This is a genomic window from Sphingomonas bisphenolicum (assembly GCF_024349785.1).
GTDB classification, from domain to species: Bacteria; Pseudomonadota; Alphaproteobacteria; order Sphingomonadales; family Sphingomonadaceae; genus Sphingobium; species Sphingobium bisphenolicum.
Window position 1 is genome coordinate 90,798 of the sequence record NZ_AP018821.1, and the last position, 23,561, is coordinate 114,358.

Genomic DNA, 23,561 nt, shown 5'->3' on the forward strand with positions numbered 1-23,561 from the left:
GGCCTAGCGGCGCGGGCCCTCGCGCGAAACCGGCAAACGGCCCTCGGCCATCCTACGATGCAGGAATGGCGCTTTCTACCCGCCGGCTCCCAGGCCGAGATGCAGGACAAGTGCCGCGCAAATGCTCGCCCATGGCGGCGTTGTTCTGGTCGCGCGCAACCGACAGCGCCGAGTTGCCCGCGGCGTCACATCGCTCGGGGTCCGCGCCCTGCGCAAGCAGGAGATCGGCTATCTCTCGCCGGTCGAACAGCGCGGCTAGCATCAGCGCGGTCTGGCCGGCCTTGTTGGTCGTCTCGGCGTCGGCCCCGCGCTCGAGAAGCAGCCTGGCGACCGATGTGAAGCCCTTGAACGCCGCGCCCATCAGCGCGGTGTTGCCGCGCGCGGCATCACCCGCCTCGGGATCGGCGCCGTGATCGAGCAGCAGCGCCACGGCCTCGTCATGCCCATGATAGGCCGCCAGGATGAGCGGGGTATAGCCCCGCTCATCCTTTGCCTCGACCGCGCAGCCCGCATGCAGCAGGGCCGGCAGCACGTCGGTCCGCCCCAGCCTCGCCGCATCGAACATCAGTTCGCGCAGCCGCTCGGGCGAGGGCAGGGGCGGCAGATCGCCGGGCTCATTTGGCATCCAGGTCGACCTTGAGTTCGCGGGGCCAGAAGCGCAGCGCCGCGATCGTGTCGACGAAGGCCGCCGCATCCTTGGCGGCGCCAAGCTCGATACAGGCGTCGTCGAGCTTGTCGAGGATGCCGGCATTGGCAAAGATCGGCTGCGCATCGAGCGTGAGGCCGATATATTTGCAATGGCCAAAGGCATCGCGCACGAAGTCCTGCGTGGCGGCGTCATCGGCAAGCAGCGCCGCGCCGTCGGCCGAGACGACGATGGCCACCGCGTCGAACAGCACCGAAGGTCCGCCGTCGATCTTCTGCTTGGCCGCAACCTTGGTCCCATCATCGAGCGTCACGCCGCCGATCTTGGGAGCAATCACGTCATAGACCGCGCCCACCTTGTCGAGCGCCTTGACGAGGCCGCCAAACAGCGCGGCATCGGCGCCGTCACTCAGGAGAATGCCCAGCTTGCGCCCCTTGAAGCTCGGCGGTCCGTTCTTCACGATCGACAGTGCTTCGGACGGGGGCAGATCGCTCCGGGTGGGCTGCGCGGCCTGTGCGGACGCGGGCAATTCGGGAAGGCCCAGGCCGTCCGCGACGGTGCCGGCCAGGCCGTCGTCGATGTTGATGAGGTGCGAGACGACACGGGCGCGAATGTCCGGGCGTTCGACCTTGCTGAGCTCGAAAACCAGGGCATCGGCGATATGCTTCTGCTCGATCGGCTCCTGGCTCACATAGAATTGCCGGGCCTGGCTATAGTGATCGGCAAAGCTTTCCGGGCGGATGCGCAGCTTGGCGCCATCGGCCTCTTCGGCGAAGCTCCGGAACCCCCGGACCGGATCCTCGCGCGGTCCGCCGAGCGTCGCACCCCAGCTGTTGGGCTCATAATTGACCCGCCCCCGGGGGTTGGTCATCGCCATGTGCCCGTCCTGCTGGAAATGGGCCACGGGGCATTTGGGCGCGTTGATCGGGATATGGGTGAAGTTGGGCGAGCCCAAGCGCTTGAGCTGCGTATCGAGGTAGGAGAAATTACGCCCCTGGAGCAGCGGGTCGTTGGTGAAGTCGATGCCGGGCACGACATTCTGCGTGCAGAAAGCAACCTGTTCGGTCTCGGCGAAGAAATTGTCGACGACCCGGTCGAGCACCAGACGGCCCACGACCCGGACGGGCAGGATCTCTTCCGGAATGATCTTGGTCGCATCGAGCACGTCGAAGTCGAACTGGTCGGCAAAGGCCTGGTCGAACAGCTGGACGCCGAGCTCCCATTCGGGGAAGTCGCCGCCATTGATCGCTTCCCACAGATCGCGGCGATGGAAGTCCGGGTCCGCGCCGTTGATCTTGACCGCCTCGTTCCACAGCACCGACTGCAGGCCCTGCTTGGGCTTCCAGTGGAACTTGACGAAGGTCGACTTGCCCTCGGCGCTGACAAGCCGGAAGGTATGGACGCCAAAGCCCTCCATCGTGCGGAATGAACGCGGGATCGCCCGGTCCGACATGGCCCACATGATCATGTGCATGGATTCGGGGGTCAGGCTGATGAAATCCCAGAAATTGTCATGGGCGGTCTGCGCCTGCGGGAAGGCGCGGTCGGGTTCGGGCTTTGCCGCATGGACGAGGTCGGGAAACTTGATCGCATCTTGGATGAAGAAGACCGGGATGTTGTTGCCGACCAGATCCCAGTTGCCTTCCTTGGTATAGAGCTTGACCGCGAAGCCGCGCACGTCACGCGCCAGGTCGAACGAACCCTTCGAGCCCGCCACGGTCGAGAAGCGCACGAAGGCGGGGGTGCGCTCGCCCACGCGCTGGAAGATGTCGGCGCGGGTCACGTCCGCCAGGCTGTCGGTCAGCTCGAAAAAGCCGTGCGCGCCATAGCCGCGGGCATGGACCACGCGCTCGGGGATTCGCTCATGGTCGAAGTGGAAGATCTTCTCGCGAAAGTGGAAGTCCTCGAGCAGCGTCGGGCCGCGCGCGCCTTGCTTCAGGCTGTTCTGGTCGTCGGCGACCGGAGCGCCCTGGCTCGTGGTGAGCACCGCCGCGCCGTCGGCTGCGACCTGGTGGGTCTCGCCGCCGTCGCCCTGTTTTTCAGCATAGCTTTCCGACAGCTGTGCATCGGCGGGCACCGGCGAGGCCTTCTGCCGCGACTCTCCCGAGACGGGCTTGCCAGGCGCAATGTCGGCAGGAACGAGCACATCTTTGTCGGTCGCGGGTTTCCTGGGCATAGAAGCTCCTGTCAGGTCATGTCGATAAACCGCCCTGCGGGACGCAGGGCGGGTGTGAACGACAAACCCCCGGAACGGTTTTGAGTTTCCCAGGCCGAGCAGATTAGGGGCCGCCTCGTCCGACAGGGCGCACGGAGCCCCGGGCACGCCTGTCGGATAACGGTCAGTCGCTTCAGTTCTGCAGCAGCGATCGCAGCATCCAGGCCGTCTTTTCGTGCACGGTTAGGCGCTGCGTCAAAAGATCGGCGGTGGGCTCGTCGCTCGCCTTGTCGGCCAGCGGGAAGATCGAGCGCGCGGTGCGCGCGACCGCCTCATGGCCCGACACCAGGATGGCGACCATGTCGAGCGCCTTGGGCGGATCGGCGGGCGCATCGTCGATCGAGGCCAGCGCGCTGAACTGCGCGTAGGAGCCCGGCGCCTTGTGTCCCAGCGAACGAATGCGCTCGGCGATGAGATCGACCGAGTTCCACAGCTCGGTATATTGCACCATGAACATGTCATGGAGCGTGTTGAACATCGGGCCCGTCACGTTCCAATGGAAATTGTGGGTGGTGAGATAGAGCGTATAGGTATCGGCCAAAAGGCGGGAGAGACCTTCGGCGATGGCTGCGCGGTCCTTCTCCTCGATGCCGATATCGATATGGCCTTCGGTGGCTTTGCCCATGGCTGTCTCCTTCTTGGGATTGAACCTGGGAAGATATGGCGGCGATGTCGCAGCGCCAACCATTCAAGCAACTTGCGAGGAGGACAAAATCATGAGCCGTCATAGGCTTGCGCCCCGCCCCGAGTGCCCGAAGGTGCTGTGCGCCGTCGTCGGTTTCGACCGCCCGCTCCAGACCCTTTTTGCGCAGGTCTTCTCGCGCATCCCCGAGGCCGACGATCCCGAGGCCGAGAGCGTCCGGCACGATAATGAGGATGGGGACGAGGACGGCGAAATCCTGCTGTGGGCCGGCACCGAGCCGGGCGAACTGCTCGACCCCCAGGCCGCGATCGCGCTTGTCGCGCCCTATGCGCTTATACCGGATGATCTGGCCGCGCGTCTGCGCGCAGACATGGACGCAGCCGCCGGCAAGCGCGACGGCGCGCACCAGATCGAGGTCAAGCGGATCCTGTTCGGTTCGCAGCATTAGGCTTCAAGACCGGACTGCGCGGACAAGACGGGCCAGTTTCAGGCCATCGGCCGCGGGAAGGCGCGGGCGATGATGGGCGCTTGTCAGCGCCTGCTCGGCCGAACGGCCGAGGAGAGGAGGGGGTGAGGGACTGGCGTCCCGGACAAGGGGTTCGAGGACGCTTTCGAAAACGGAGAAGTCCCATGAACATCGGTTCCATCGCCAAGAACGCCGCCGGCCACCTCGTCGGCCGTGTCTCCACCCTGACGGTCGAGCTCACCATCGCGCTCCGCCCGGTCCACTCGGCCAATCCCAACGCGCCCAAGTTCGAGGTGATGGCGCTGTCGGCTGCGCGCGCCTGGGTCCGTGTCGGCGCGCTGTTCGAGCTCGCCTCGCGCGAGAGCGGCCTCATCTTCTACAACGGCAAGATCGAGGACCCGAGCTTCGCCCAGCCGCTCTATGTCTCGCTGTTCCAGCAGCAGGATGGCTCCTACAATGTCGTCTGGTCGCGCCCCTCGCGACGCCGCGACCTCCCCGCCGAAATGGCGATGCCCACCGACGATGGCCTGCCGCCGCTGCCGGGCGATGACGCCTCCCAGGCCGGACATAGCGAGCCCGAGGGACTGGGCGCCAGCTCGGCCCCGCCTGCCTTCGCCGACTGATCGCCATCGCTTCTGCCCCGACAGGGCTCGCCTCGCACGCCTGCGAAGCGGGCCCTGTCGTCATGCCGCCGCTCGCGCGGCGCTGGGAAGGGGAGGGGGAGCGGTGATGATGGTCCTGCCGCGAAAAGGAGCGTCCGGGCCGGTCCCTTTGTCGGAGTTCCCCCATGACAGACACTCTTCCTGCCATCGCCGATGCCCCCTGCAACGCCGCAACCCTCGTGCCCGACGCGCGGCGCGGCGCATTCCTTCCGACGCTTTTTGGCCGCCGTCATTTCTTCAAGGGCGAGACGCTGGTCTATTCCTTCCTGCAGTGGCTCTCGGCCGATTATGGCGGTGGCTACTGGCAGTTCATGGAACGGGCGGGGCACGCGCTCTATCTCGTCCCCGCCGGACGACCGGCCTATCGCATCTGTTGCAACAGCAACGGCTATGAGGGCACCGTCTCCGCCGACGCTGCGGGCATCATCGCCACGCTCTTCGCCTTTTCGCACCTCTCCTTCGAGGTCGAAGACGATCATCTCGCCGAGGCCTTCCACCGCCTGCGCGACTATGCCGGCGACCATCCCGAGGCCGCGAAAATCTTCGGCGCGATCGACTAGGTCCGCTCCATGCGCGGGTCTGCCGTCAGACGCCAGGCCCTCCTATCCCCTGGAGGATTTCATGTTCAGCATCTTTGATATCGGCGCGGCGCCGGCGAATGAGGACTGCGCCCAGATCGGCCACACGCCCGACTTCGACGCGTGCAACCGCCTCGAAGTGGAAAGCTATCGCGCCGCCATCCAGACCCGCCTCGGTCCTCCGCCCGAGGGCTGTGCGCTCGTCGCTATCGGCAACGCCCATGATTTCGGGCGCTACCTGACCCTCGGTCTCAAGGTCTGGCGCTTCGCGCAGGACCGGGCCGAGGTCGCCGCCTATGTCGAGGCCGCCGAAAACGGCCTGTCGACCTGGATGGAAGCGGGCTTCACCGCGCCGATCCGCATGCGCCGGGCGGCGACGTGCTGGAGCGGCGCGCCGGGCTCGAGGAGATCGTCATCGGCGCGCTCATGACGACCCGGCCGAACAGCGAAGGGCATTTTCCGATCCCGGACTTCGCGCATCTCCATGCCAATATCGCAGCCGCCTATCCCGCTTGCGCGGCCCAAGCCCGCGCGCGCCTCGCGGCCCTCTGCGCCTGATCTCGCGCAAGGCCGAACACCTTCTTTTCAGGAGCTCACCCCATGGCAAACCGCGTTTCTGCGTCAATCACGCTCGGCGGCACCCTCTCACCCTACGCCTATGAGGCGCTCACCGCGCTCATCACCGCCGAGGCCTTGTCGACCGAATGGGACGGCGAGCCGTTCGAGACCGACCACCATGTTCCCGGCACCGCTCTCAGCCTCTTCGCCCACGAAGTCGCCAACGGCCGGTTCGAGGCCCTCGAAGCCTGGTGCGCCGAGCACGGCATCGCCTTTGCGCGCTGGTCGGGCGCCTATCCTTCGCAATGGGGCGCAGAGCGCGTGGTGTTCACGGGCGCAGGCGAACCCATCTCCTACCCGGTCGACGAAGACGATTATGTCGTGATCGGCCGCGCGGCGCTCGAACGCCTGGCAAGCTACGACGCCGTGCTCGCCTATTTCGATGCGGCCGACTTCGTTGTGCCGCCGCTCGTCGTGGACAAGGCCGCTCCATTCCCCCAAGAGCTCTTGGCCCGGCCGGGCTTTGTTGAGACAGTATCATCATGACAGCGATTCCCACCGACCGCAGCAGCGCGCTGGCCGCGCTCGACCGGCTCGTTCCGCTCGCCCTGTCCGATACCGGGCAGGCGCGGCGGGCATTTTCTCATGGCCTGGTGGAACGGACCCGAGCTGGGCGACTTCCCGGTCGCCGACCTGTTCGCGCTGGACACGGCCGTGGCGCGCGACATCGCGGCGATCGTGGGCTTCCTCGCCGAGCATCCGGGCGCCCTCTATATCGATGCGCTCGGCTATGGCGACGAGATGCAGGCCATCATCGCGCGCTGGCACGCGCCCCAGGCCGCGAACGCGGTCTAGCCCGCCTCGGGCCACGGCCCAAACATCAGATCCACCAGCGCCGCGATATCGCTGACGGGCGCAAAGCGCGCGAGCGGCACCTCGCGCAGCGCGGGCCGGTCCGCCTTATGGCCGAGCGCATTGCCCTTCGCATGGCGGGTGACCTTCTCCCCTAACGATGGCAGGCCTTGGCCGGGCGGGGCGCCGAACCAGCGATAGGCCTCGACGGCGAGGCTGCGCGCGTCATGCCGGATCAGCACGGCGCAGCCATTGGGCTTGGCGCCCAGCCGCGTCTGGATGTCGAAGCTGCGCCGCCTGGCCTGTCCATGCATCGCCTTGAGCTGGACATGCCGCATTATGCCGCGCGCCTCGATGATGAGGTCATAGCCGCTATTGTCGACCTCGCTGTGCGAGACCGAAAAATCGAACTCGCCCCGGCGCCATAGCTCGCCGCCGACATCGGCGAGAAATCGATGCTGCAGGATCGTCTCGCGCGTCGCGGAATAGGTCGAGAGCGCGGCGATCCACGCCTGCATGGGATCTTCCTCCCATTTTGTTCAGCCGGGCGACGAGCCCGGCGCTGCGCGTGCGGCCAGCGGGCCTGCACTTTTCTCACCATAAGGAGACGATCATGGCGAACAACTATCTCAAGGCGAGCTTCCTGATCGAAGTCACGCCCGCCGAGGCCGCGCTCATCGACTGCGCCTTTGCAGCGAGCGATCTGCTCGGCGATCTCGGGGACGAGCCCGCGGCGCGCCTTGCGGCCTATTCTGGCCTGGGTCCGGCCTTTGCCACGGCTTTTCCCCCGGGCGGCGACGATCCGTTCGAGACGTTCCTCGCTCTGTTCGTCGATCCGGCCTATCCGACGTTCGACTGCGATCTGTCCCGATCCGAGTCCCGCAGCGAGGGCCGTGTCCACCTGCACTTTGCCGGGGAGCAGTTCGCCATCGACGCGGTCGGACACCTTCTCTTCGCCGCCGCCAAATCCGCCCTGCCCTTCGGTTTTGAGTTCTCGCTCGATTGTGATCGCCTCGTACCCGGCCAGTTCGGCGGGGGTTATGTTGCCATCACCGAGCATGGCGTCAGCTTCGGCCATAGCAGCGCGCTCCTGGACCGGGCGATCGGGCGCGCACTCGAGGAGGGCGCGGACGGCTATGTGCTGGTCACGCGTCATGCGACCCATGGTCTGAGCTTCTGGAGCCGCGAGGCCGGGTTCGGGCGGCTCGCCGATGCAAGCATCTTCTCCGGGGCCGAGGCGTCGCGGCTGGACATGCCGATCACCGACGACCAGCCCGAATGGCTGGCCATGCCCGCGCCGCTCCGGTTTTGATCAGACCGTAACGCGCCTAGAGAAAGCTGGCGGGATCGGGGGTTGGCGCCCTGCAGGCCGCGCTTTTCCCCGTCTTACAAGCTGCAACCTGTTCGCGCCATGCGGCCATGGCGGCCGCATAGGCGTGCCGCTTATGCCGATACTGGGCGTTCCCGATCGCCACGGCCCGCTGGCGAGCGCGGATCGACCGGTCATAGGCCGCGACGTCATGCTGATATTGGCGTTCCGCCTCCATCAGGGTGATCTGCTGGCGCCGCGCCGTCTCGCGGTTGAGCTGCCGTGTCGCCTCGACCTCCTGTCGGTCGGGTGTCGCCTGCGCCAGGGCAGGGATCGCGCCGGAGGCGGAACCGGCGAGGACCAAAGCGACGATCCAGGGGCGGGTTACAACGCTACGCATAAAGGGTTGTGTCATGGACGGCCTCCTGTCCTTCTTCGCGCAAGAAACCTCAACCTCCCCGACAGTTCCTGGACGGCAACAAAGGGTTTGTAAGGCCCCGCATCCCCCCGCCCGGGCTCGGGATCTGGGTTGCGCGCCGCCCGTTCTCGCATCCCGCTGCGGCCATCGCCGCCGAAGGGGCTGGCGATGATGGGCGCCTGGCGGCGCCTGCTCGGCCCAGCGGCCGAGGAGAGGAGGGGGAGAGAGGACTGGCGTCCCGGACAAGGGGTTCGAGGACGCTTTCCAAGGAGAAGTCCCATGAACATCGGTTCCATCGCCAAGAACGCCGCCGGCCACCTCGTCGGCCGCGTCTCCACCCTCACGGTCGAGCTCACCATCGCGCTCCGCCCGGTCCACTCGGCCAATCCCAATGCGCCCAAGTTCGAGGTGATGGCGCTGTCGGCCGCGCGCGCCTGGGTCCGCGTCGGCGCACTGTTCGAGCTCGCCTCGCGCGAGAGCGGCCTAATCTTCTACAATGGCAAGATCGAGGATCCGAGTTTCGCCCAGCCGCTCTATGTCTCGCTGTTCCAGCAGCAGGACGGCTCCTACAATGTCGTCTGGTCGCGCCCCTCGCGCCGCCGCGAACTTCCCGCCGAAATGGCGATGCCAGCCGACGATGGCCTGCCGCCGCTGCCGGGCGACGACGCCTCCCAGGCCGCACACGGCGAGCCCGAGGGGCTGGGCGCCTCGACCGCCGGCGACGATTTTGGCGGTGATGACGCACAGGCACTCGCCCAGGGCCGCCGCGGCCGCCGCCAGCGCGCGGTCGAAACCGCCGATTGACCGCAACCATCCTCTTCCCTTTCCGCGCCGCGCCTCCGGCGCGGAAAGCCCCTGGCAGGATCCGCCGCGGTTCCCCGCGCAGCGGGTCCTGTCCTTATTCCGCCTGGAAAGGGCCGACCCAGTCCGGCTCAGAACGGAAAAAAGGCCTGGATCGCGAGGATCGCCACGGTCGCGGTCAGGAGGTTGAGCGGCAGGCCGACCCGGACGAAGTCCATATAGCGATAGCCCGCCATCTGGTAGACGATGACATTGGTCTGGTAGCCGAAAGGGGTCGCGAAAGCGGCGCTCGCAGCCATCATGACTCCGACCAGAAAGGGCCGCGGGCTGACGCCGAGACTGTCGGCCAGCGCCACGGCGACAGGCGTCACGAGCACCGCCACGGTCGCGTTGGACAGAAGCTCGGTCAGCACCATCGTGGCGAGGTAGAGCACGATCAGCGCGACCAGCGGGCTCAGCCCGTGGACGCTGGAAATCAGGAACTCCGAGGCCTCGCCCGCCAGCCCGCTCGATTCCATGGCGATGCCGATCACCACCATGCCCGCTATGAGGATCAGGATTTCCGGACGCAGTCCGCCATAGGCCTCGTCGGCGCTGATCACGCGCAGCAGGATCAGAAGGACCGCGCCGCTGAGCGCCGTCGCCGCGATCGGTGCGACCCCGAACGCCGCCAGCGCGATCGCGCCGGCAAAGATCGCAAAGGCCATCGCGGCCTTGAGCGGTTGGAAGGGGCGCTTTTGCGCGAACAGCGTCGCGTCGCCGACCTGGGCATTGCCGATATGGACGGGTTCGAGCGGCCCAGGCTCGCGGTCCCGCTCGTCGCTCTCATGCGCCCGCAGCAGCCGGCCGCTGACGAAATAGAGATAGAGCCCGCCGACCAGGGCGATCGGCAGGCCCACGGGCGTGATCTCGAAAATGCCGAAGCGCGCCTGTCCGGCAATGCTCGCCATGTCGTCGACGAGAAGGTTCGTCGAAGTGCCCACCAGCGTGCAGCAGCCGGTGAGGACGGTGATGTAGGACAGCGGCATCAGATAGCGCTTGGGCGACTGTCCCAGGGTGCGCGCGATATCGCGGATCACCGGCGCGCCCAGCACCACGATCGGCGTCGAATTGAGAAAACAGGAGAGGCCGCCGATCATCGAGAGGAGCAGCCACACCCCCTTGGCGCCCAGGCGCCGGCAGAGACCGACGCCGAGTTCGATGGCGCGGTCGAGCAGGCCTGAGAGCTCCAGCGCATAGGCAATGACGAACAGCGAGGCGAGGGCGATGATGGCGGGACTGGCAAAAGCGCCCTGCACGTCGACCGGTCGCACGACCCCGGTCATGAGGAGGATCGCCGCGCCTGCAAGCGCCACGACGTCGGCGCGCAGCCGGTCCCAGATCATCACGCCGACCACGCCGACCAGCACGAGCAAGGTGAGAATTTGATCGATCGTCATCGCGTCCCTGCCTCGAACCCAGGTCAGCCCCTGTCAACGCCCGGTCAAAAGAAACAGGCCGGGCGGGGTGGAGCCGGCCTTGCAATTTGGTATCACCCGGACATGCGCGAGCCCAATCTCAGGACCAGCCGTCTTGCCATTGCCGGCGGCCTCGTGGCCGCGCTCGCGCTGGCGGGCGGGGGATTCCTGCTCGGGCGCAGTACGTCGCCGAGGCCAGACAGCGCGCCGCCGCCCGCGCTCCAGCCCGCGCCGCCGTCGCCGGCCCAGCCTGAACCGCCGCATATTCTGGGCCGCGCGGACCTCCTCGCGCTCGCCGCCAAGGCGGCCGATGCCGCCGCATCGGGGCAGGCGCTGCCGACCGGCCTGCAGGGCAAGCGGTTCGAGCTCGCCCTCCCTTTCGGCTGTGCCGGGCCTGCCGCTGCCGACAGCGCCGCGCCCGTGCGCTGGCGCTATGACGCCGCGCAGCAGACCCTGCGCGTTCATGTCGCGCCCGCCCGCTGGTCGCTGGCCGACTGGGGGCTTGCTCCGGATAAGGGCGGGGACGGGACGAGCGGCGAAGGGGATACGGGCGTCGACGCCAGGGCGGGGGAAGCGGCCGGGCAGGCCCGGCTCGAGGGCTTCTGGATCGAGCGGCCCTGGTCTAGCGCCGAGACCTGTCCGCCCGTTCCTCCCGGACCGGCTGCAAGCGAGGGTGCATCTGCGCCCCTGCTCCCGCCTGAGCAGACGCTGGCCTTTGCGCAATGGCGCACCGAGGCAGGGCGCACCGATACGGCGCGGGCCGGGCGGGCCTATGACCTGGTCAAGCGCTTGGCGCCGGACGCAGCGCCCGGGCCGAAGGGGCTCCGTATCCGGCTCATCGGCCGGGTCGCCCGCCTTCCGGATGGCGGCAGCCTGCGCTGCACCCAGGCCGCCGGGCCGGGTCAGCGCCCGGTGTGCCTGCTCGCCGTCACGCTCGACGAGGTGCGCATCGAGAACCCCGCCGATGAGGCTGTGCTCGGCACCTGGGCGGAGGCTATCGTCCAACCCTGACCGCGCACGGGCGTCGATGCGGAGCTCCCGCCCAAGCCGATAGCCCGGGCGGGCGAGGGCCGCCTGCTTCGCGCAAGGTCGCCGGGCCCCGGGGCCGCATCGTATCTCAAGGGAACCCGTCGGCGCGCCATTGGTCGCTCGCCCTGCGCCCGCGTCGGGGTCGGTCTGCCGGCGCATGAGCCTCGCCCGCCGCGCCGGGTGCCAGGGCCAGCGCCACAGGGTTCCGATCCTTGGGGGCGGCCAGATGATTGTCCGGTCACCGCCGGCCAGGGCTGCCAGCGTCCCTTCCGCGCCGTTGACGTGACACCTGCGGCGAGGGGACCGGGCCCGGCAACCCCGTTCCAGGCGCCCGTGTTGCCGCTGCGCGGCGGCCCGCGCCAGCGCCTTCCAGGGGTTCCCCTCCCGCGCTGCGCGCGTCGGTGCAGGTCCCAGCCCCACGCCGCCAATCGGTGTCACCGGCGGGAAGGAACGCCGGCAACCCAAGGAGGCTCATCATGAACGAAGTCAATCTCACCGGCCGCGTCGCCAAGGATCCGCAGACCCCCTCGGGCAATGGCCCCGTCACCCTCATCGTCGCGACCGACCGGGTCAAGCTCAAGGACGGCAAGACCTATATCGACGAGGCGACCGGCTACACGGCCAAGACCACCGAGTTCCACAAGGTCACCTGCTTCAACGGCCAGGGCAAGGCCGCGGCCACGCGCAAGAAGGGCGACGTCGTCGCCATTTCGGGCTATCTGCACTATTCGAGCTGGGAAGACCGCGACGGCAACGCCCGCTACGGCGCCGAGGTCATCGCCGACCGGCTCCACTTCTTCTGACAGGCGCCGGGCGGCGCCCATGCGCCGCCCTTCGCTGGCCACAGGTGCGCATCCCTCGCGCGCCTGCGGCACTCTCTTGCACAAAGGACCGCTCTTGGAACCCGACACGCCCCTCGCCGCCACACCCAGCCGCCGCATCGCGCTTCTCATCGACGCCGACAATGTGAGCCATGCCAAGATCGGGGCCATCCTCGCCGAGCTCAGCAAATATGGCACCGCCAATATCCGCCGCGCCTATGGCAACTGGGCGGCGGCGACGCTCAAGGGCTGGACCGGAAAGCTCCACGATTTCGCGATCCGTCCGATCCAGCAGTTCAGCTATTCCACCGGCAAGAACGCCACCGATATCGCGCTCGTCATCGACGCGATGGAACTGCTCTATACTCAGGACCTGGACGCCTTCGCGATCGCGTCGAGCGATGCCGACTTCACGCCGCTGATCATGCAGCTCAAGGCCAATGGCCATGAGGTCTACGGGTTCGGCGAGCGCAAGACGCCGACGCCTTTCGTCAACGCCTGCACTACTTTCCTCTTCCTTGACGGCCTCGAGGACAGCACCCCGCCTGCCGAAGCGGAGGTAGAGGCTCCGGCTGCTGCGCAGCCGAAGGGGCGCGGTCGCCGCAAGGCGGCGCCTGCCACTGCGCCGGCGGCTGCCGCCGCGCCTGCCGCTCCGCCAGAAGCGCCGACGACGCCCGGCGCCAAGTCGCTCGCGCAGGACAGCAAGCTCATCACCACCCTGCGCGGCGCGGTCGAGGCCGCCGCCCGCGACGATGGCTGGGCGCACATGGCGGCGGCCGGCAGCGCGGTAAAGCGCCAGGCGCCGATCGATCCGCGCAACTATGGGGTCAAGAATTTCCCCCGGCTGTTCGAGGCGACCGGCCTGTTCGTCATCATGAAGGGCGACAACGGCCAGACCTATGTCGCGGACAAGCGCAACACCGACCGCGCGGCCAAGCCCGGCGGCTAGGCCGGATACCGGGCCGGGCGCTCAGCGCGGCCCGGCCTGCGCCCGCAGATGGGCGATGATCCGCGTCCATTCCTCGCCATGGGCCACGCCCGGGTCCGCGATCGCGGCGAGGACGGTCCGGACCTGCGGCAGGAAGCTTTGCCACATCGGCGCGCCTTCGAAGCGGATATCGCACGCCAGGCCCTCCGCCTCGCACAGCGCCCGCGCGGCGCGCTCGCTGCCCCTGCCTTTGACCATGATCTTGGTATCCCGGATTTGCCGCCGCCCGAGTCCCTGACCGGCGTCCGGTCTCGAAAATAGTCCTCTGGCCTGGCCCGCGCCAGCGATCTTGCGGGCAGGGCGATCCTCGATAGTCCGGGCCGGGTTGGATATCCCGTCGTCGGCGTGGCGGGGCGCGGTGAACGGGATGGGGACGACGCATCCCGGCCGCCGGCCGGGACCGGCGCTCTAGTCGCTGGCGCTCCCGGAGCCGCGCCTGCGCCGCGTCTCCGCCCTGCCGGGTGACGATCACCTTGCGGGGGCGCCAACCGGATCCACCAGTTTTCTATTTATCTCTCTCTAGTCGTCCAAGTGTGGCGTGCGGGGATCGGCGCTCGTCAAGGATGAGCGGTCCCCCCAATTTTGACGGGGCCGCCGCGTGCCGCGCCGACTCCGACAAAATCGGTTCCCCCACTCCCCGCAGAGCGGCGGCGACCGGAGACCGGTCGCCGTCCCTGACCAGCTTGACCGCCGCACGCCCGGAGGAGGGCCTCATCGAACGGATGAGACACTCACACGGAGGCACTCATGACCAACTTCACCAACTTCGCCGATCTCGCCAGCTTCATCGCCGCAAGCCGCGACAATGACGACGCCAGCCGCAATTATGGAGCCGCCTTCATCGAGCATAGCGAGATGGCCAAGCTCTCCATCGTCGAGGCGCCCGAAGCGCTCGACATGCCCGACCCGGAGCAGGTCCGCGCCGCGGTCGACATGATGATGCAGACGATGTTCGACGTCCTGCGCGACACCAGGATGGAGGCCTATGCCGCCGATCTCGCCTGGGGCTTTGCCAACAGCTTCCATGTCGTGGCCAAGCGCATCGAGGGCCGCGAGGATGACGCCGCCAAGGCGCTCGGGGAGCTCGCGCGCCACTACGACCCCTCGGAAATCTACGCGACGGAACTCGAGGACACGCAGCTGCTCTGCCAGACGCTGCAGGGATGCCGCGAAGCGATGGAATGCATGCGCGACCATGCCGCCGAAGTCTACCGGGTCGAGACCGGCAAGCCCTTCTCGCCCGTCAAAGGCAGCCGGGTATCCTCCGCGCTCAGCGCCTCGATGATCGACGCGCGCGATTATCTCGCAGGACGGGCCCGGACGCGCCGCGAACAGTTCGCGCCCGATGGTCCGGTGGTGATCTTCTCGGGCGGCCAGGTCTGGGAAGATCATGACCTGCTCTACAAGGGCCTCGACCGCATCAAGACGCGCATCCCCGAGATGATCCTCGCCACGACCGCGCAGGCCAAGGGCTGCGATGCCATCGCCCACGCCTGGGCCGCCGCTCGCGGCGTCAAGGTCATCCAGTTCCGCCTGGACCGCAGCCAGGGCAACCGCGCCGCCTTCGTCCGCAACGACCGGCTGGTGAACCTCAAGCCCGTCGAAGCGGTCATCTGCGAGGGCTCGGGCATCCAGATGAACCTCGCCCAGAAGCTGCGCCAGGCGGGGGTTCCGCTCCACGTCGTCAATCTCGCCCACCAGCGGACGGCCAAGCGGGCATGAGCCCATCGGAGAGGCTCCGGCTCAGGCCGGGGCCTCTCCTCCTTCTTTTCGTCTGGCAGGGCGGCGCGCCGGGGCATCGAACCCCGTCGCGCCGCGCCGAAGGCGACCCTGAAACCTCTATCGGCGGGCTCTGGAGACCGGCCCGCAAAGCCCAAAGAAAAGAGGGGTGGAAAGGCGCGAGCCAACAGACAAGGAGAGCTCCCATGTCGATCCCGTTTCGCAATGCCGCCGCCGCGTCCACGATCCCATATCGCCCGCTCGTGGCCCGCATCACCGCGCGACACTATGCCCGCCTGCGTACCTATCTCGAAGCCGAAGCCCTCCGGCAGGGTCTCGACCTCCTGCGGCAGAAGGAGGGCGACGAGCACGCGCTGGACTATGCGCTGAGCGCCCGCGTCGACACGCTGGCCCTGGCCGCCCTCGCCAAGCTCTTCGACTATGACGCCCATGTAATCGCGGTCCTCGACGAAGCGCAGTTCACGCGCGCGCAGATCCGGACCCGCCGCCTGCCGATGAGCGGCGACATTCTGCTCGAAATAGGCGGGCAGGGCGCGGTCGACGGCGCCGGTATGAGCGCGACGGAACCGGCAGGCCAGGGCGGGACACGATGAGACGCCGGGCACGTCCTTTGAAGCCCGAACGCGCGCCGCGCCTCGACCTTCTGACGCTGCTCGGCCCCGCGCCGGTCGATGTCTTGTGGGAAGCGGAAAAAGCCGGCTGGCGCGCCTTCGTCATGGGCCATGGCGGGAGCGGCTACCGGCGGGGCAGCGCGAGAGATCAAGCCTGGCAGCGGGGCTTCGACGCGGCGGCGGCAAGTCGCGATCCCGCCAGCCTGATGCTTTAGGCAAATAGCTGCCAAAGCCGACGCAATTCGCCAACTATTCGTGCATCCTTTGATGCTACAAACCCGGTGCGACCCGAGGGACTCGCGGCTTTTGTTGCGAGCAACCCAAACTTGAGGCGATCCCTGCATCATCAGGGGTCGCCTTTTTCTTGGCGCGATGCCCATGAACCCGGTCTGAACCCCCGCCCGTTGCTGCGAACTCCCGCTTCGAGCGGCCACCCCCGCGCCGGTTCGCCCGGCTCGCTCGCGACCCCCAAGCGGACCCTTCGGTCCGCGGGCCGCTCGCCTCGGCCGGGGCGCCCCCACGAGAGGAAAATATCTCTCACAGACCTCCCATGATGTCAGCCGTCCGGGACCGCCTCAAGGATCGACGGTCCCCCCAATTTTGCCCTGGCCGCCGCTCCGCTTCGCTCCACGGCAACCAGGACAAAATCGGCACCCCCGTCGCCCGCTTCGCGGCCGCCGGCGATGCCGGCGGTCCTTGACCCGATCCCGGACGGCCGACGGCCACTCCCCTGTCCTTCAAGACAAGAGGAGAAAGACGATGCACACCCATATGACCAGCGCCGCCGCCGACAACGCCGCCTTCTTCGCCGCCGTCGCCTGCGCACAGCGCCGCGCGCTCCACAGCTTCTTCGACCAGCATGTCATCCAGGAGAGCGAGGGCCGCTACATCAGCATCGACGAAGGCGACTATGACGCGCTGCCGATGACGCTCATCGACCGGGTGGTGCACACCGTGCCGGGCGGTCTGTCGGACGAATATTGAAACCGAGGGGAGGGGCCGCAAGGCCTCTCCTTTTTTGCTGCTCGGGACAGACGGACGCGGGGGGCATCGAGCCCCCCGCGTCCGTGCCGCGCCGGTCGGCGCGGCGGGGTCGTTTCAGGCGGCGAGGCGTTTGGTGACTTCCTCGAAACCGAGCTTCTTCACCTGCGCGGCGAAGGCCTCGATCCTATCGAGCGGGAGCTTGAACAGCCCCGCCTTGTCGAGGGCCGCCAGCGCCGCGTCGCGCTCGCGTTCCGCGAGCCGCTTGCGGCGATCGGCCAGCCGCTCTTCGTCGGCGGCAATGGCCGCGCGTTCATCGTCCAGGGATTTCGCCATAGGAAGGCCTTTCGTTCAAGCTGATCGGGCTGTGAACGCGCCTCTCCTATAAGCGATGGAGAGGCCCGGCGGAAGACAGGAAAGGGATTGCTGGGCGCATCGGGCCGAGCCCGATGACGGCTCTATTCGCTAGGCCGCCGCCGACCCCTGCGGGGCCTGTCCCCGGCCAAGCTCTCGGAGCCGATGCGAACGCCTCGTCTCCGCCCATCCGGGTGACGATCCTCGCCTGGGGCGGGGGACGTTTCGCCCCCGCTGCCAAAGCGACGAAGACCTCACGCAGGCGGGCCTGCAGGTTCCTCTTGCGTCGGAGCAAAAGAACGCTGCCTGCGCATTTGAGGCGGACGTCCGAAGGGCCAGTCGGGACCGACAACGTGTCACCGCTCGCACGACCGCGCCGCTTTATGCCGCACTGGCGCCTCAAAGCGCCGCACCTGCCAGCCTGACCCAGGCAAGTTCCGCCGCAAAGGGCGGAGCAGTACCCGCCGGAGGCCGGTTCCTTCCCCTCATAGACGACGACCCGAACGTCCCAGGGCAACGGGGCGAACTCTCAGGATTTTAGCACACCCTACGCAGCAAGCTGCAGGAAATAAGCCGGCAATCCAACGGGTTACGGCTGATGGGTGCGTGTTTACACTGTATGACGCGCGCGGCCGAAGTAATAATGCGCTCTAATTCAATATCTTAGCCGTCATCACTGTTTACGGCGGCCTTCCTGACCGCGCCTATTCTTGCGGAGCGTCGCGCTCTCCTCTATAAGCGGCATCGCGCTTTCAAGCTCCACCAGCCTCTCTGCTAGGAGGCTGGCTTGTCCCACAGTTCGAAGATCGTCTCGCTGCGCATGGCGCGAGACCGGTTCGACCGTCTCGTCGCGGTCGCCGATGCGCGTCACTGTCGGCCGTCCGACGTCATCCGCAGCGCCATCGATGCCTATCTCGGCGGGGCCTCGGTCCTGACTGCCAGCCAGCTTCGTCTCGCCCGCATCGGCGAGTTCCAGCAACTCGCCCTCGACATCATCATCCGCGAGCAATTTCCCGAGTTTCGCGACCGCATCGTCGCGGAAACCGACAAGCGCCTGGAGCAGTATCATGGCGCGTAAAAACGACATCCGCACAGACGGCCGGGCCATCCCCTTGACCCATCACAGCGCGCGCGGACGCGTGCAGCGCAATTCGGGCAATTTCACCCGCGGCTCGCAGCTTCTCACCCACGAACTTCTGATGTGGTTCTCGGGCGCGAAACTGCCCATCCTGATGTGGTTCTTCCTGTTCGCGGCCGCCTGGTTCGTGATCATGTCGATCAAGCTCGACGAGCACGGCTTCCAGCTCATCTGCATGAAGATTTATGCCGCGCTCTGGAACTGGGTCGACCTCAACCCCAACAAGCGCGTCAACGTCACCCTGCCGAGCGGCGAGGTCATGCGTACGGTGATGCCCGCGGTGCCTTATATCGCCGAGGTCATCCAGGCCTGGAAGATCGCGATGAAAGGCCTTCTGGCGGCCTTCTTCGTATCCATCTTCATCACCATCCCGGTCGCACTCTGGTTCGTCGATCTTTCGCGCCGGCGGGGCAAGACGATCCTTCAGGAACGCCACGAGCGCGGAGCCATGCTGGTCGCCCGCCACGTGCTTCTCAACGAGATCAGCCAGCACAATTACGCGAAGTTCGAAGAGGAGGCGCAGGATCGCCTGCCCGGCCTCGCCCCGGCCAAGATTCTCGACATGCCGTTTCGTGCACGCAAGGCGGCGGGCATCCATCACCCCTATACGCTTGCGGGCATCCCTTATCCGCATCGCACCGAGCAGTCGCATACCATGCTCATCGGTACGACCGGATCGGGCAAGACGACCGAACTCAGGAGCCTGGTTTCGCAGATGCGAGCCCGCGAGGACACGGCCGTCATCTTCGATCTCACCGGCGCCTATGTCGAAGCCTTCTACGATTCCGCGCGCGATACGATCCTCAACCCGATGGACGCGCGCTGCCCGGCCTGGTCGATCTTCAACGACTGCACCACGCATAGCGAATTCACTGCTGCGGCGGCAGCGCTCATTCCCTCGGACGGCGGCTCTGCCGAACCCTTCTGGGCGCTCGCGGCGCGCACCCTCTTCATCGAGATGTGCATCCGGCTCCAGGAGCGCGGCGCGACGACCAATCTCGCGCTTTCCGAGAACCTGATGACGGCCGACCTGAAGCGGGTTCACCGCTTCCTTGCCAACACGATCGCGGACCCGCTCACCGCGCCGGAAGCGGCACGCATGGCGGAATCGATCCGCGCGGTCTTCAATACCAATGCGCAGGTGCTGCGCTTCCTTCCCGACGAGGGGCCACGCTTCTCGATCTGCAACTGGATCACGACCGAGAAGAAGCCCGGCGCGATCCTGTTCATCACCTCCAACTATGTCGATCTGGCGATGAACCGGGCGCTGCTGACGCTGTGGATGGACATCGCCATCAACCGTCTCATGACCATGCCGCGCACCCGCGATCTGCGCACCTGGTTCATGTTCGACGAACTCGGCGCACTCCATCGTCTGCCCGCGATCGAGAACGGTCTCCAGACCGCCCGCGCGTTCGGCGGCGCGATGATCCTGGGGATCCACAGCTTCGAAAAACTGATCGAGGTCTATGGCGAGCAGGGTGCCCGCAATCTCGCCTCGCTCGCGCGCTCCAAGCTCATGCTCGCGACCGCCGATCTCGACACCGCCGAGCAATGCGCGCGCTACATCGGTAACCGCGAAGTGCGGCAGATGGATGAAGCCTATAGCTACGGCTACAACAACACGCGCGACGCCTCGACGCTGACGCCGCGCAAGCAGGTCGAGCCGCTCGTCATCGCGGACGACATCACCAACCTGCCCTCGATGCATGGTTTCGTGAAATTCCCCGACGGCTTTCCCGCCGCGCGCATCCAGCTCCAGTGGAAAGACTATCCCCAGGTCGCCCAGGGCTTCATCGCCCGGCCCAATCTCCAGCCGGTGCGATCAAGGCGCGGAGAGGAGGCGTTCGAGGGGAGCGATGGGGGCGAAGCGGGCGGGCGCGATGGCGCCGCGCAGGTGATCGGGGAGGTTGCCGATCCCGTCAATCTGGCCAAGGAACTTGCCGCCAATATCCTGTCGGCCGAGGTCGAGGATGAGCATGATGAAGCGGCCCGCCGGGCGCAGCGTGCGACCGAGAGCGACGAGCGGCCAGCAACCCCCACGCACGCCGCCGACAAGGCACAGGCAGCGCGCGCTGCGACCGAGGATCCTCAGAGCGTGCCGCGCGATCGCGACGGGCGGGGTCAACCTGCGCCAGCGCCCCAGGTCGAGGATCAGACGCTGGTCGAGCTAAGGCAGGCGTTCGGGCGCGAGGACGACGGCATGGACATGGGGATCTGACATGCTGTCGGTCGCCTCGGTCCGCTCCGCTTCGGGCGCCGCGAACTATTTCGCGAAGGACGACTATTACACGGTCGAAGGATCCTCCGAGATCAGCGCCTGGGGCGGGGAGGGCGCGGGGGCGCTCGGGCTGTCGGGAGAAGTGGGCAAGGATGCGTTCGAGGGCATGCTCAACGGCATCCTGCCTTCGGGAGAAGGGGTGGCTCAAGTGGAGAACCGGCGGGCCGGCCTCGACCTCACCTTCTCCATGCCCAAGTCAGCCTCGATCCTGGCCTATGTGGCGGGCGACAAGCGCATTCTCGCCGCCAACATGGCGGCGGTCCAGAAGACGATGGCCTGGGTCGAGAAAAACCTCGCCGAAGGTCGCAAGGATATCGGCGGGCGGACCGTTCCTGTCGCGACCGGCAACCTCGTGTATGCCCTCTTCCAGCACGACACGAGCCGCGCCCTCGATCCCCAGGGCCATATCCATGCAGTGATCGCCAACCTGACCCGTTTGCCCGACGGCAAATGGCAAGCGCTCCACGCGGACAAGATCTGGAGCCATAACACCGTCATCGGCTCGATCTACCACGCCTATCTGCGCGAAGGCATCGAGCAGCTCGGTTTCAGGATCGAGGCGCTCGGCAAGCACGGCACCTTCGAGATCGCCGGCGTACCGCGCAAGGTGATTGATGCCTACAGCCAGCGCCGCGAAGCGATCCTCGAAAAGGCGGCGGCGCTTGGCATCGTCTCGCACAAGGGCCGCGACCAGATCACCACCAATACCCGCGATCCCAAGCTCAATGTCGAGGATCGCGACGCCCTCAAGCAGGAATGGATCGACAAGGCGGCGTCGCTTGGATTCGACGGAAAGGCCCTCGTCGAGGGCGCCCTGGCGCGGTCCGATCGCCATGGGGCGCTCGGACCGCTCGAACGCGGCTACAAGGCGGTGACCGAGGCGATCGCCGCCGCCCGCGAGAAGCTCGGCGACCTGGTGCGGTCCGCGGATCCTCTGGTCGATCGCGGCCTTGCCCGCGTCACCCAGTCGCCCGCCATCGCGCGAGCCCAGCTCGCGGTCGCCTCGGCAGTCCGTATGCATAGCGAACGCGAGGCGGCCTTTCCCATCCATCGCCTTGCCAAGACCGCGCTCGACCTTGGCCTCAAGGACGTGACGATCGATCGGATCGAACAGCGGATCCAGCAACTCGTCGAGCGCGGCACGCTGCTCAGGGGACAGGAGCGCGCAGCCGACTTCATCACCACCCGGCAGGCACTAGCCACGGAAACCCAGATCCTGGCCCAGGTAGAGGCGGGCCGCGGACAGGCGAACCCAATCATCGACGCGTCCGAGGCGCCGGGCCGCCTGCAGGCCGTAGCGACGCAGCCCCTCAATACAGGCCAGCTCGCCGCCGCCACCTTGATCCTCGGCTCGGCCGACCGCACGGTCTCGATCCAGGGCATCGCCGGCGCCGGCAAGTCGACGATGCTTCAGGCCGTCGCCCGCGTGGCCGAGGCGGAAGGACGCGCCATCACCGGCCTTGCCTTCCAGAACAAGATGGTCGCGGACCTCGCCGAAGGCGCAGGCGTCCCTGCGCAAACCATCGCCTCTTTCGTGCTTGCCCATGAACGGTATGTCGCCGAACCGCAGGGCCCGGGCTATGATGCGGCGCGGGCGGCACATGCCGGATCGATGCTGGTCGTCGACGAGACCTCGATGGTGTCGTCGAACGATATGCTCACGCTCCACGCCATCGTCGAGACGCTTGGCGTCGACAAGCTCGTGCTGGTCGGTGACCGGCAGCAGCTCTCCTCGATCGATGCGGGCAAATCCTTCGCCATGATCCAGGCGGCGGGCGGCACGCTGGCCCGCATGGACGAGAATATCCGCCAGCGGACCGACGTCCTGCGCACCGTCGCCGCGCTTGCCAATATCGGCAAGGCAAGCGAGGCGATGCGGGTGCTGGGCGACAAGGTCATCGAAGCCTCCCAGCCCGCGGAACATGCCGCCGATCTCTGGCTGGCGCTCGATCCCGCGGAGCGCCAGGCGACTGCGGTCTTTGCCTCGGGGCGCGAGGCACGTGCGGCGATCAATGAGAGGATCCAGGCGGGTCTTGCCGCCGAAGGATCGCTGGAAGGGGAGGGCATCCACCTCACGGTCTATGAGCGGGTCAACACGACGCGCGAGGAACTGCGCTACGCGGCCACCTACCGCGCCGGCATGACGCTCGAGGTCGGTCGGGGCGGCGGCCAGGACGTAGGGCTCCGCGCCGGGCGCTACGATGTCCTGGCCGTCCACGCCAATGGCAAGGTCGAGCTGGGCGAAGGCCGCCGCCGAATACGTTTCGATCCGCAGAAATTGTCGCCGACCCAGACACGCGATCGCCTCCAGCTGACCGAGAAGAAGGATCTTCACCTGCGGGCGGGCGACCGCATACGCTGGACGGCCAACGACAAGCCGCGCGGCCTGACCAACGCCTCGCTCGCCCGGGTTGTCGCCGTCGATCGCGACAGCGTGACCGTCGAGACGGCGGGGAGGGACCGGCTCGTGCTCGCGTCTGGCGATCCCACGCTGAGCCGGGTGGACCTGGCCTATGCGCTCAACATGCACATGGCGCAGGGGATCACCACCGACAAGGCGATCACGGTCATGGATAGCCATGAGCGCAACCTGTCGAACCAGCGCCTCTTCAACGTCGGCGTCACGCGCGTGCGCGACGACCTCACCATGGTGGTCGACGACAAGGCGAAGCTCGAGCGGCAACTAGACCACAACCCCGGAAACAAGACCTCCGCGCTCGAGACCCTGGGCCGGCTCGAAATCGACGGTCCGGGAAGGGCGCAGGCATCCGGCCCATTCGATCCGGGACGCGTCGAGGGCGGACCTGGTCCCAAAGCGGCCGAAGGACTCGATGGCTTGCCGCCGGTGCCCCCGGCGGAAGGGCAGGCGGCAGCCAGGACGAAGTCTGATGATCTGAGCGCGCCGCGCCTCAAACCCGAACAAGCCGATCTGCTGCCCCCGCTGCCCGAACGCAGCCTGGGCCTCGATTTGTAAGCCGAGCGGCCCTCTGCCGCTCATGACCAAGGAGACGAG

26 protein-coding genes are annotated in these 23,561 nt (G+C 67.2%); 18 read left to right on the plus strand and 8 right to left on the minus strand.

Going from position 1 to position 23,561, the window contains the following annotated elements:
• Window positions 1-52: 52 nt before the first annotated feature.
• The 3 genes from SBA_RS23785 to SBA_RS23795 form a co-directional block, all read right to left on the minus strand.
• On the minus strand, window positions 53-625 hold the full coding sequence (locus SBA_RS23785; RefSeq protein ID WP_008832495.1) for an ankyrin repeat domain-containing protein: 573 nt from the start codon (window positions 623-625) through the stop codon (window positions 53-55).
• The gene (gene katE, locus SBA_RS23790) at window positions 615-2,822 is read right to left on the minus strand and encodes a catalase (RefSeq protein WP_008832496.1); all 2,208 of its coding nucleotides are present in this window, start codon (window positions 2,820-2,822) and stop codon (window positions 615-617) included. Before katE ends, SBA_RS23785 begins: the two co-directional genes overlap by 11 nt.
• A 172-nt stretch (window positions 2,823-2,994) precedes the next feature.
• The gene (locus tag SBA_RS23795) at window positions 2,995-3,486 is read right to left on the minus strand and encodes a Dps family protein (RefSeq protein WP_008832497.1); all 492 of its coding nucleotides are present in this window, start codon (window positions 3,484-3,486) and stop codon (window positions 2,995-2,997) included.
• Here SBA_RS23795 and SBA_RS23800 point away from each other — a divergent pair.
• From SBA_RS23800 to SBA_RS23825, 6 genes are all read left to right on the plus strand, one after another.
• Window positions 3,485-3,952 carry a hypothetical protein gene (locus tag SBA_RS23800; protein ID WP_313325810.1) on the plus strand — a complete coding sequence of 156 codons (468 nt, stop codon included), beginning with the start codon at window positions 3,485-3,487 and terminating at the stop codon, window positions 3,950-3,952. The two genes, SBA_RS23795 and SBA_RS23800, sit on opposite strands and share 2 nt — an antisense overlap.
• A 182-nt stretch (window positions 3,953-4,134) precedes the next feature.
• On the plus strand, window positions 4,135-4,593 hold the full coding sequence (locus tag SBA_RS23805; RefSeq protein WP_129965671.1) for a DUF736 domain-containing protein: 459 nt from the start codon (window positions 4,135-4,137) through the stop codon (window positions 4,591-4,593).
• Between the two features lie 164 nt (window positions 4,594-4,757).
• A complete protein-coding gene (locus SBA_RS23810) occupies window positions 4,758-5,192 on the plus strand; it encodes an antirestriction protein (RefSeq protein ID WP_008831348.1) in 435 nt (144 codons plus the stop codon).
• Between the two features lie 61 nt (window positions 5,193-5,253).
• Window positions 5,254-5,640 (plus strand): hypothetical protein, encoded by a 387-nt coding sequence (locus SBA_RS23815; RefSeq protein ID WP_008831349.1) that lies wholly within the window; start codon window positions 5,254-5,256, stop codon window positions 5,638-5,640.
• Between the two features lie 170 nt (window positions 5,641-5,810).
• On the plus strand, window positions 5,811-6,314 hold the full coding sequence (locus tag SBA_RS23820) for a hypothetical protein (protein WP_008831350.1): 504 nt from the start codon (window positions 5,811-5,813) through the stop codon (window positions 6,312-6,314).
• Window positions 6,315-6,413: 99 nt separating this feature from the next.
• Window positions 6,414-6,623: a DUF7673 family protein gene (locus tag SBA_RS23825; protein ID WP_008831351.1), complete on the plus strand. Its 210-nt coding sequence runs from the start codon at window positions 6,414-6,416 to the stop codon at window positions 6,621-6,623.
• Here SBA_RS23825 and SBA_RS23830 read toward each other — a convergent pair.
• Window positions 6,620-7,138, minus strand: coding sequence for a hypothetical protein (locus SBA_RS23830; protein WP_008831352.1), 519 nt, complete (start codon window positions 7,136-7,138; stop codon window positions 6,620-6,622). The genes SBA_RS23825 and SBA_RS23830 overlap by 4 nt on opposite strands.
• A 95-nt stretch (window positions 7,139-7,233) precedes the next feature.
• Here SBA_RS23830 and SBA_RS23835 point away from each other — a divergent pair, with 95 nt between their 5' ends.
• On the plus strand, window positions 7,234-7,932 hold the full coding sequence (locus SBA_RS23835) for a hypothetical protein (protein ID WP_008831353.1): 699 nt from the start codon (window positions 7,234-7,236) through the stop codon (window positions 7,930-7,932).
• 16 nt (window positions 7,933-7,948) lie between these two features.
• Here SBA_RS23835 and SBA_RS23840 read toward each other — a convergent pair whose 3' ends face one another.
• On the minus strand, window positions 7,949-8,344 hold the full coding sequence (locus tag SBA_RS23840) for a hypothetical protein (RefSeq protein ID WP_008831354.1): 396 nt from the start codon (window positions 8,342-8,344) through the stop codon (window positions 7,949-7,951).
• A 282-nt stretch (window positions 8,345-8,626) separates the two neighbouring features.
• Between SBA_RS23840 and SBA_RS23845 the strand changes: the two genes are divergently transcribed.
• The gene (locus SBA_RS23845) at window positions 8,627-9,151 is read left to right on the plus strand and encodes a DUF736 domain-containing protein (protein ID WP_129965670.1); all 525 of its coding nucleotides are present in this window, start codon (window positions 8,627-8,629) and stop codon (window positions 9,149-9,151) included.
• A gap of 128 nt (window positions 9,152-9,279) precedes the next feature.
• Here the strand turns inward: SBA_RS23845 and SBA_RS23850 are convergent, their stop codons facing one another.
• On the minus strand, window positions 9,280-10,587 hold the full coding sequence (locus SBA_RS23850; RefSeq protein ID WP_008829867.1) for an SLC13 family permease: 1,308 nt from the start codon (window positions 10,585-10,587) through the stop codon (window positions 9,280-9,282).
• Between the two features lie 102 nt (window positions 10,588-10,689).
• Here SBA_RS23850 and SBA_RS23855 point away from each other — a divergent pair, with 102 nt between their 5' ends.
• The 3 genes from SBA_RS23855 to SBA_RS23865 all read left to right on the plus strand — a co-directional run bounded on the left by SBA_RS23855 (window position 10,690) and on the right by SBA_RS23865 (window position 13,404).
• Entirely contained in the window at window positions 10,690-11,616 is a 927-nt protein-coding gene (locus SBA_RS23855) for a hypothetical protein (protein WP_051211480.1), read from the plus strand.
• 494 nt (window positions 11,617-12,110) lie between these two features.
• The gene (locus SBA_RS23860; protein ID WP_008829869.1) at window positions 12,111-12,437 is read left to right on the plus strand and encodes a single-stranded DNA-binding protein; all 327 of its coding nucleotides are present in this window, start codon (window positions 12,111-12,113) and stop codon (window positions 12,435-12,437) included.
• Between the two features lie 94 nt (window positions 12,438-12,531).
• Complete coding sequence (locus SBA_RS23865) at window positions 12,532-13,404, plus strand: NYN domain-containing protein (RefSeq protein WP_037519162.1); 873 nt, start codon at window positions 12,532-12,534, stop codon at window positions 13,402-13,404.
• Between the two features lie 21 nt (window positions 13,405-13,425).
• Here the strand turns inward: SBA_RS23865 and SBA_RS23870 are convergent, their stop codons facing one another.
• The gene (locus SBA_RS23870; protein WP_008829871.1) at window positions 13,426-13,641 is read right to left on the minus strand and encodes a hypothetical protein; all 216 of its coding nucleotides are present in this window, start codon (window positions 13,639-13,641) and stop codon (window positions 13,426-13,428) included.
• A gap of 549 nt (window positions 13,642-14,190) precedes the next feature.
• On the opposite strand from SBA_RS23870, the gene SBA_RS23875 reads away from it, so the two are divergent.
• The 4 genes from SBA_RS23875 (at window position 14,191) to SBA_RS23890 (ending at window position 16,778) form a co-directional block, all read left to right on the plus strand.
• Window positions 14,191-15,165: a DUF2493 domain-containing protein gene (locus SBA_RS23875; RefSeq protein ID WP_008829872.1), complete on the plus strand. Its 975-nt coding sequence runs from the start codon at window positions 14,191-14,193 to the stop codon at window positions 15,163-15,165.
• Window positions 15,166-15,368: 203 nt separating this feature from the next.
• Window positions 15,369-15,776 carry a hypothetical protein gene (locus tag SBA_RS23880; RefSeq protein WP_261937542.1) on the plus strand — a complete coding sequence of 136 codons (408 nt, stop codon included), beginning with the start codon at window positions 15,369-15,371 and terminating at the stop codon, window positions 15,774-15,776.
• Window positions 15,773-16,009, plus strand: coding sequence for a hypothetical protein (locus tag SBA_RS23885; protein ID WP_129965726.1), 237 nt, complete (start codon window positions 15,773-15,775; stop codon window positions 16,007-16,009). The genes SBA_RS23880 and SBA_RS23885 overlap by 4 nt, the downstream gene beginning before the upstream one ends.
• A 544-nt stretch (window positions 16,010-16,553) precedes the next feature.
• Window positions 16,554-16,778, plus strand: coding sequence for a hypothetical protein (locus tag SBA_RS23890; protein WP_008829875.1), 225 nt, complete (start codon window positions 16,554-16,556; stop codon window positions 16,776-16,778).
• 114 nt (window positions 16,779-16,892) lie between these two features.
• Here the strand turns inward: SBA_RS23890 and SBA_RS23895 are convergent, their stop codons facing one another.
• Complete coding sequence (locus SBA_RS23895; RefSeq protein WP_008829876.1) at window positions 16,893-17,111, minus strand: hypothetical protein; 219 nt, start codon at window positions 17,109-17,111, stop codon at window positions 16,893-16,895.
• Window positions 17,112-17,916: 805 nt separating this feature from the next.
• Between SBA_RS23895 and SBA_RS23900 the strand changes: the two genes are divergently transcribed.
• From SBA_RS23900 to mobF, 3 genes are read left to right on the plus strand one after another with little or no spacing between them, the layout of a single operon-like run.
• Window positions 17,917-18,207, plus strand: a complete 291-nt coding sequence (locus tag SBA_RS23900; RefSeq protein WP_008829877.1) for a hypothetical protein — start codon at window positions 17,917-17,919, stop codon at window positions 18,205-18,207.
• Window positions 18,197-20,488: a type IV secretion system DNA-binding domain-containing protein gene (locus SBA_RS23905; RefSeq protein ID WP_008829878.1), complete on the plus strand. Its 2,292-nt coding sequence runs from the start codon at window positions 18,197-18,199 to the stop codon at window positions 20,486-20,488. Before SBA_RS23900 ends, SBA_RS23905 begins: the two co-directional genes overlap by 11 nt.
• 1 nt (window position 20,489) lies before the next feature.
• A complete protein-coding gene (mobF, locus tag SBA_RS23910; protein ID WP_129965666.1) occupies window positions 20,490-23,522 on the plus strand; it encodes a MobF family relaxase in 3,033 nt (1,010 codons plus the stop codon).
• Window positions 23,523-23,561: the final 39 nt, after the last annotated feature.

Bases quoted from the DNA above. Each gene is read 5' to 3' on its own strand.
- SBA_RS23785 (WP_008832495.1), bottom strand. From the start codon at position 625: ATGCCAAATGAGCCCGGCGATCTGCCGCCCCTGCCCTCGCCCGAGCGG.
- katE (WP_008832496.1), bottom strand. From the start codon at position 2,822: ATGCCCAGGAAACCCGCGACCGACAAAGATGTGCTCGTTCCTGCCGAC.
- SBA_RS23800 (WP_313325810.1), top strand. From the start codon at position 3,485: ATGGCTGTCTCCTTCTTGGGATTGAACCTGGGAAGATATGGCGGCGAT.
- SBA_RS23795 (WP_008832497.1), bottom strand. From the start codon at position 3,486: ATGGGCAAAGCCACCGAAGGCCATATCGATATCGGCATCGAGGAGAAG.
- SBA_RS23805 (WP_129965671.1), top strand. From the start codon at position 4,135: ATGAACATCGGTTCCATCGCCAAGAACGCCGCCGGCCACCTCGTCGGC.
- SBA_RS23810 (WP_008831348.1), top strand. From the start codon at position 4,758: ATGACAGACACTCTTCCTGCCATCGCCGATGCCCCCTGCAACGCCGCA.
- SBA_RS23815 (WP_008831349.1), top strand. From the start codon at position 5,254: ATGTTCAGCATCTTTGATATCGGCGCGGCGCCGGCGAATGAGGACTGC.
- SBA_RS23820 (WP_008831350.1), top strand. From the start codon at position 5,811: ATGGCAAACCGCGTTTCTGCGTCAATCACGCTCGGCGGCACCCTCTCA.
- SBA_RS23825 (WP_008831351.1), top strand. From the start codon at position 6,414: ATGGCCTGGTGGAACGGACCCGAGCTGGGCGACTTCCCGGTCGCCGAC.
- SBA_RS23830 (WP_008831352.1), bottom strand. From the start codon at position 7,138: ATGCAGGCGTGGATCGCCGCGCTCTCGACCTATTCCGCGACGCGCGAG.
- SBA_RS23835 (WP_008831353.1), top strand. From the start codon at position 7,234: ATGGCGAACAACTATCTCAAGGCGAGCTTCCTGATCGAAGTCACGCCC.
- SBA_RS23840 (WP_008831354.1), bottom strand. From the start codon at position 8,344: ATGACACAACCCTTTATGCGTAGCGTTGTAACCCGCCCCTGGATCGTC.
- SBA_RS23845 (WP_129965670.1), top strand. From the start codon at position 8,627: ATGAACATCGGTTCCATCGCCAAGAACGCCGCCGGCCACCTCGTCGGC.
- SBA_RS23850 (WP_008829867.1), bottom strand. From the start codon at position 10,587: ATGACGATCGATCAAATTCTCACCTTGCTCGTGCTGGTCGGCGTGGTC.
- SBA_RS23855 (WP_051211480.1), top strand. From the start codon at position 10,690: ATGCGCGAGCCCAATCTCAGGACCAGCCGTCTTGCCATTGCCGGCGGC.
- SBA_RS23860 (WP_008829869.1), top strand. From the start codon at position 12,111: ATGAACGAAGTCAATCTCACCGGCCGCGTCGCCAAGGATCCGCAGACC.
- SBA_RS23870 (WP_008829871.1), bottom strand. From the start codon at position 13,641: ATGGTCAAAGGCAGGGGCAGCGAGCGCGCCGCGCGGGCGCTGTGCGAG.
- SBA_RS23875 (WP_008829872.1), top strand. From the start codon at position 14,191: ATGACCAACTTCACCAACTTCGCCGATCTCGCCAGCTTCATCGCCGCA.
- SBA_RS23880 (WP_261937542.1), top strand. From the start codon at position 15,369: ATGTCGATCCCGTTTCGCAATGCCGCCGCCGCGTCCACGATCCCATAT.
- SBA_RS23885 (WP_129965726.1), top strand. From the start codon at position 15,773: ATGAGACGCCGGGCACGTCCTTTGAAGCCCGAACGCGCGCCGCGCCTC.
- SBA_RS23890 (WP_008829875.1), top strand. From the start codon at position 16,554: ATGCACACCCATATGACCAGCGCCGCCGCCGACAACGCCGCCTTCTTC.
- SBA_RS23895 (WP_008829876.1), bottom strand. From the start codon at position 17,111: ATGGCGAAATCCCTGGACGATGAACGCGCGGCCATTGCCGCCGACGAA.
- SBA_RS23905 (WP_008829878.1), top strand. From the start codon at position 18,197: ATGGCGCGTAAAAACGACATCCGCACAGACGGCCGGGCCATCCCCTTG.
- mobF (WP_129965666.1), top strand. From the start codon at position 20,490: ATGCTGTCGGTCGCCTCGGTCCGCTCCGCTTCGGGCGCCGCGAACTAT.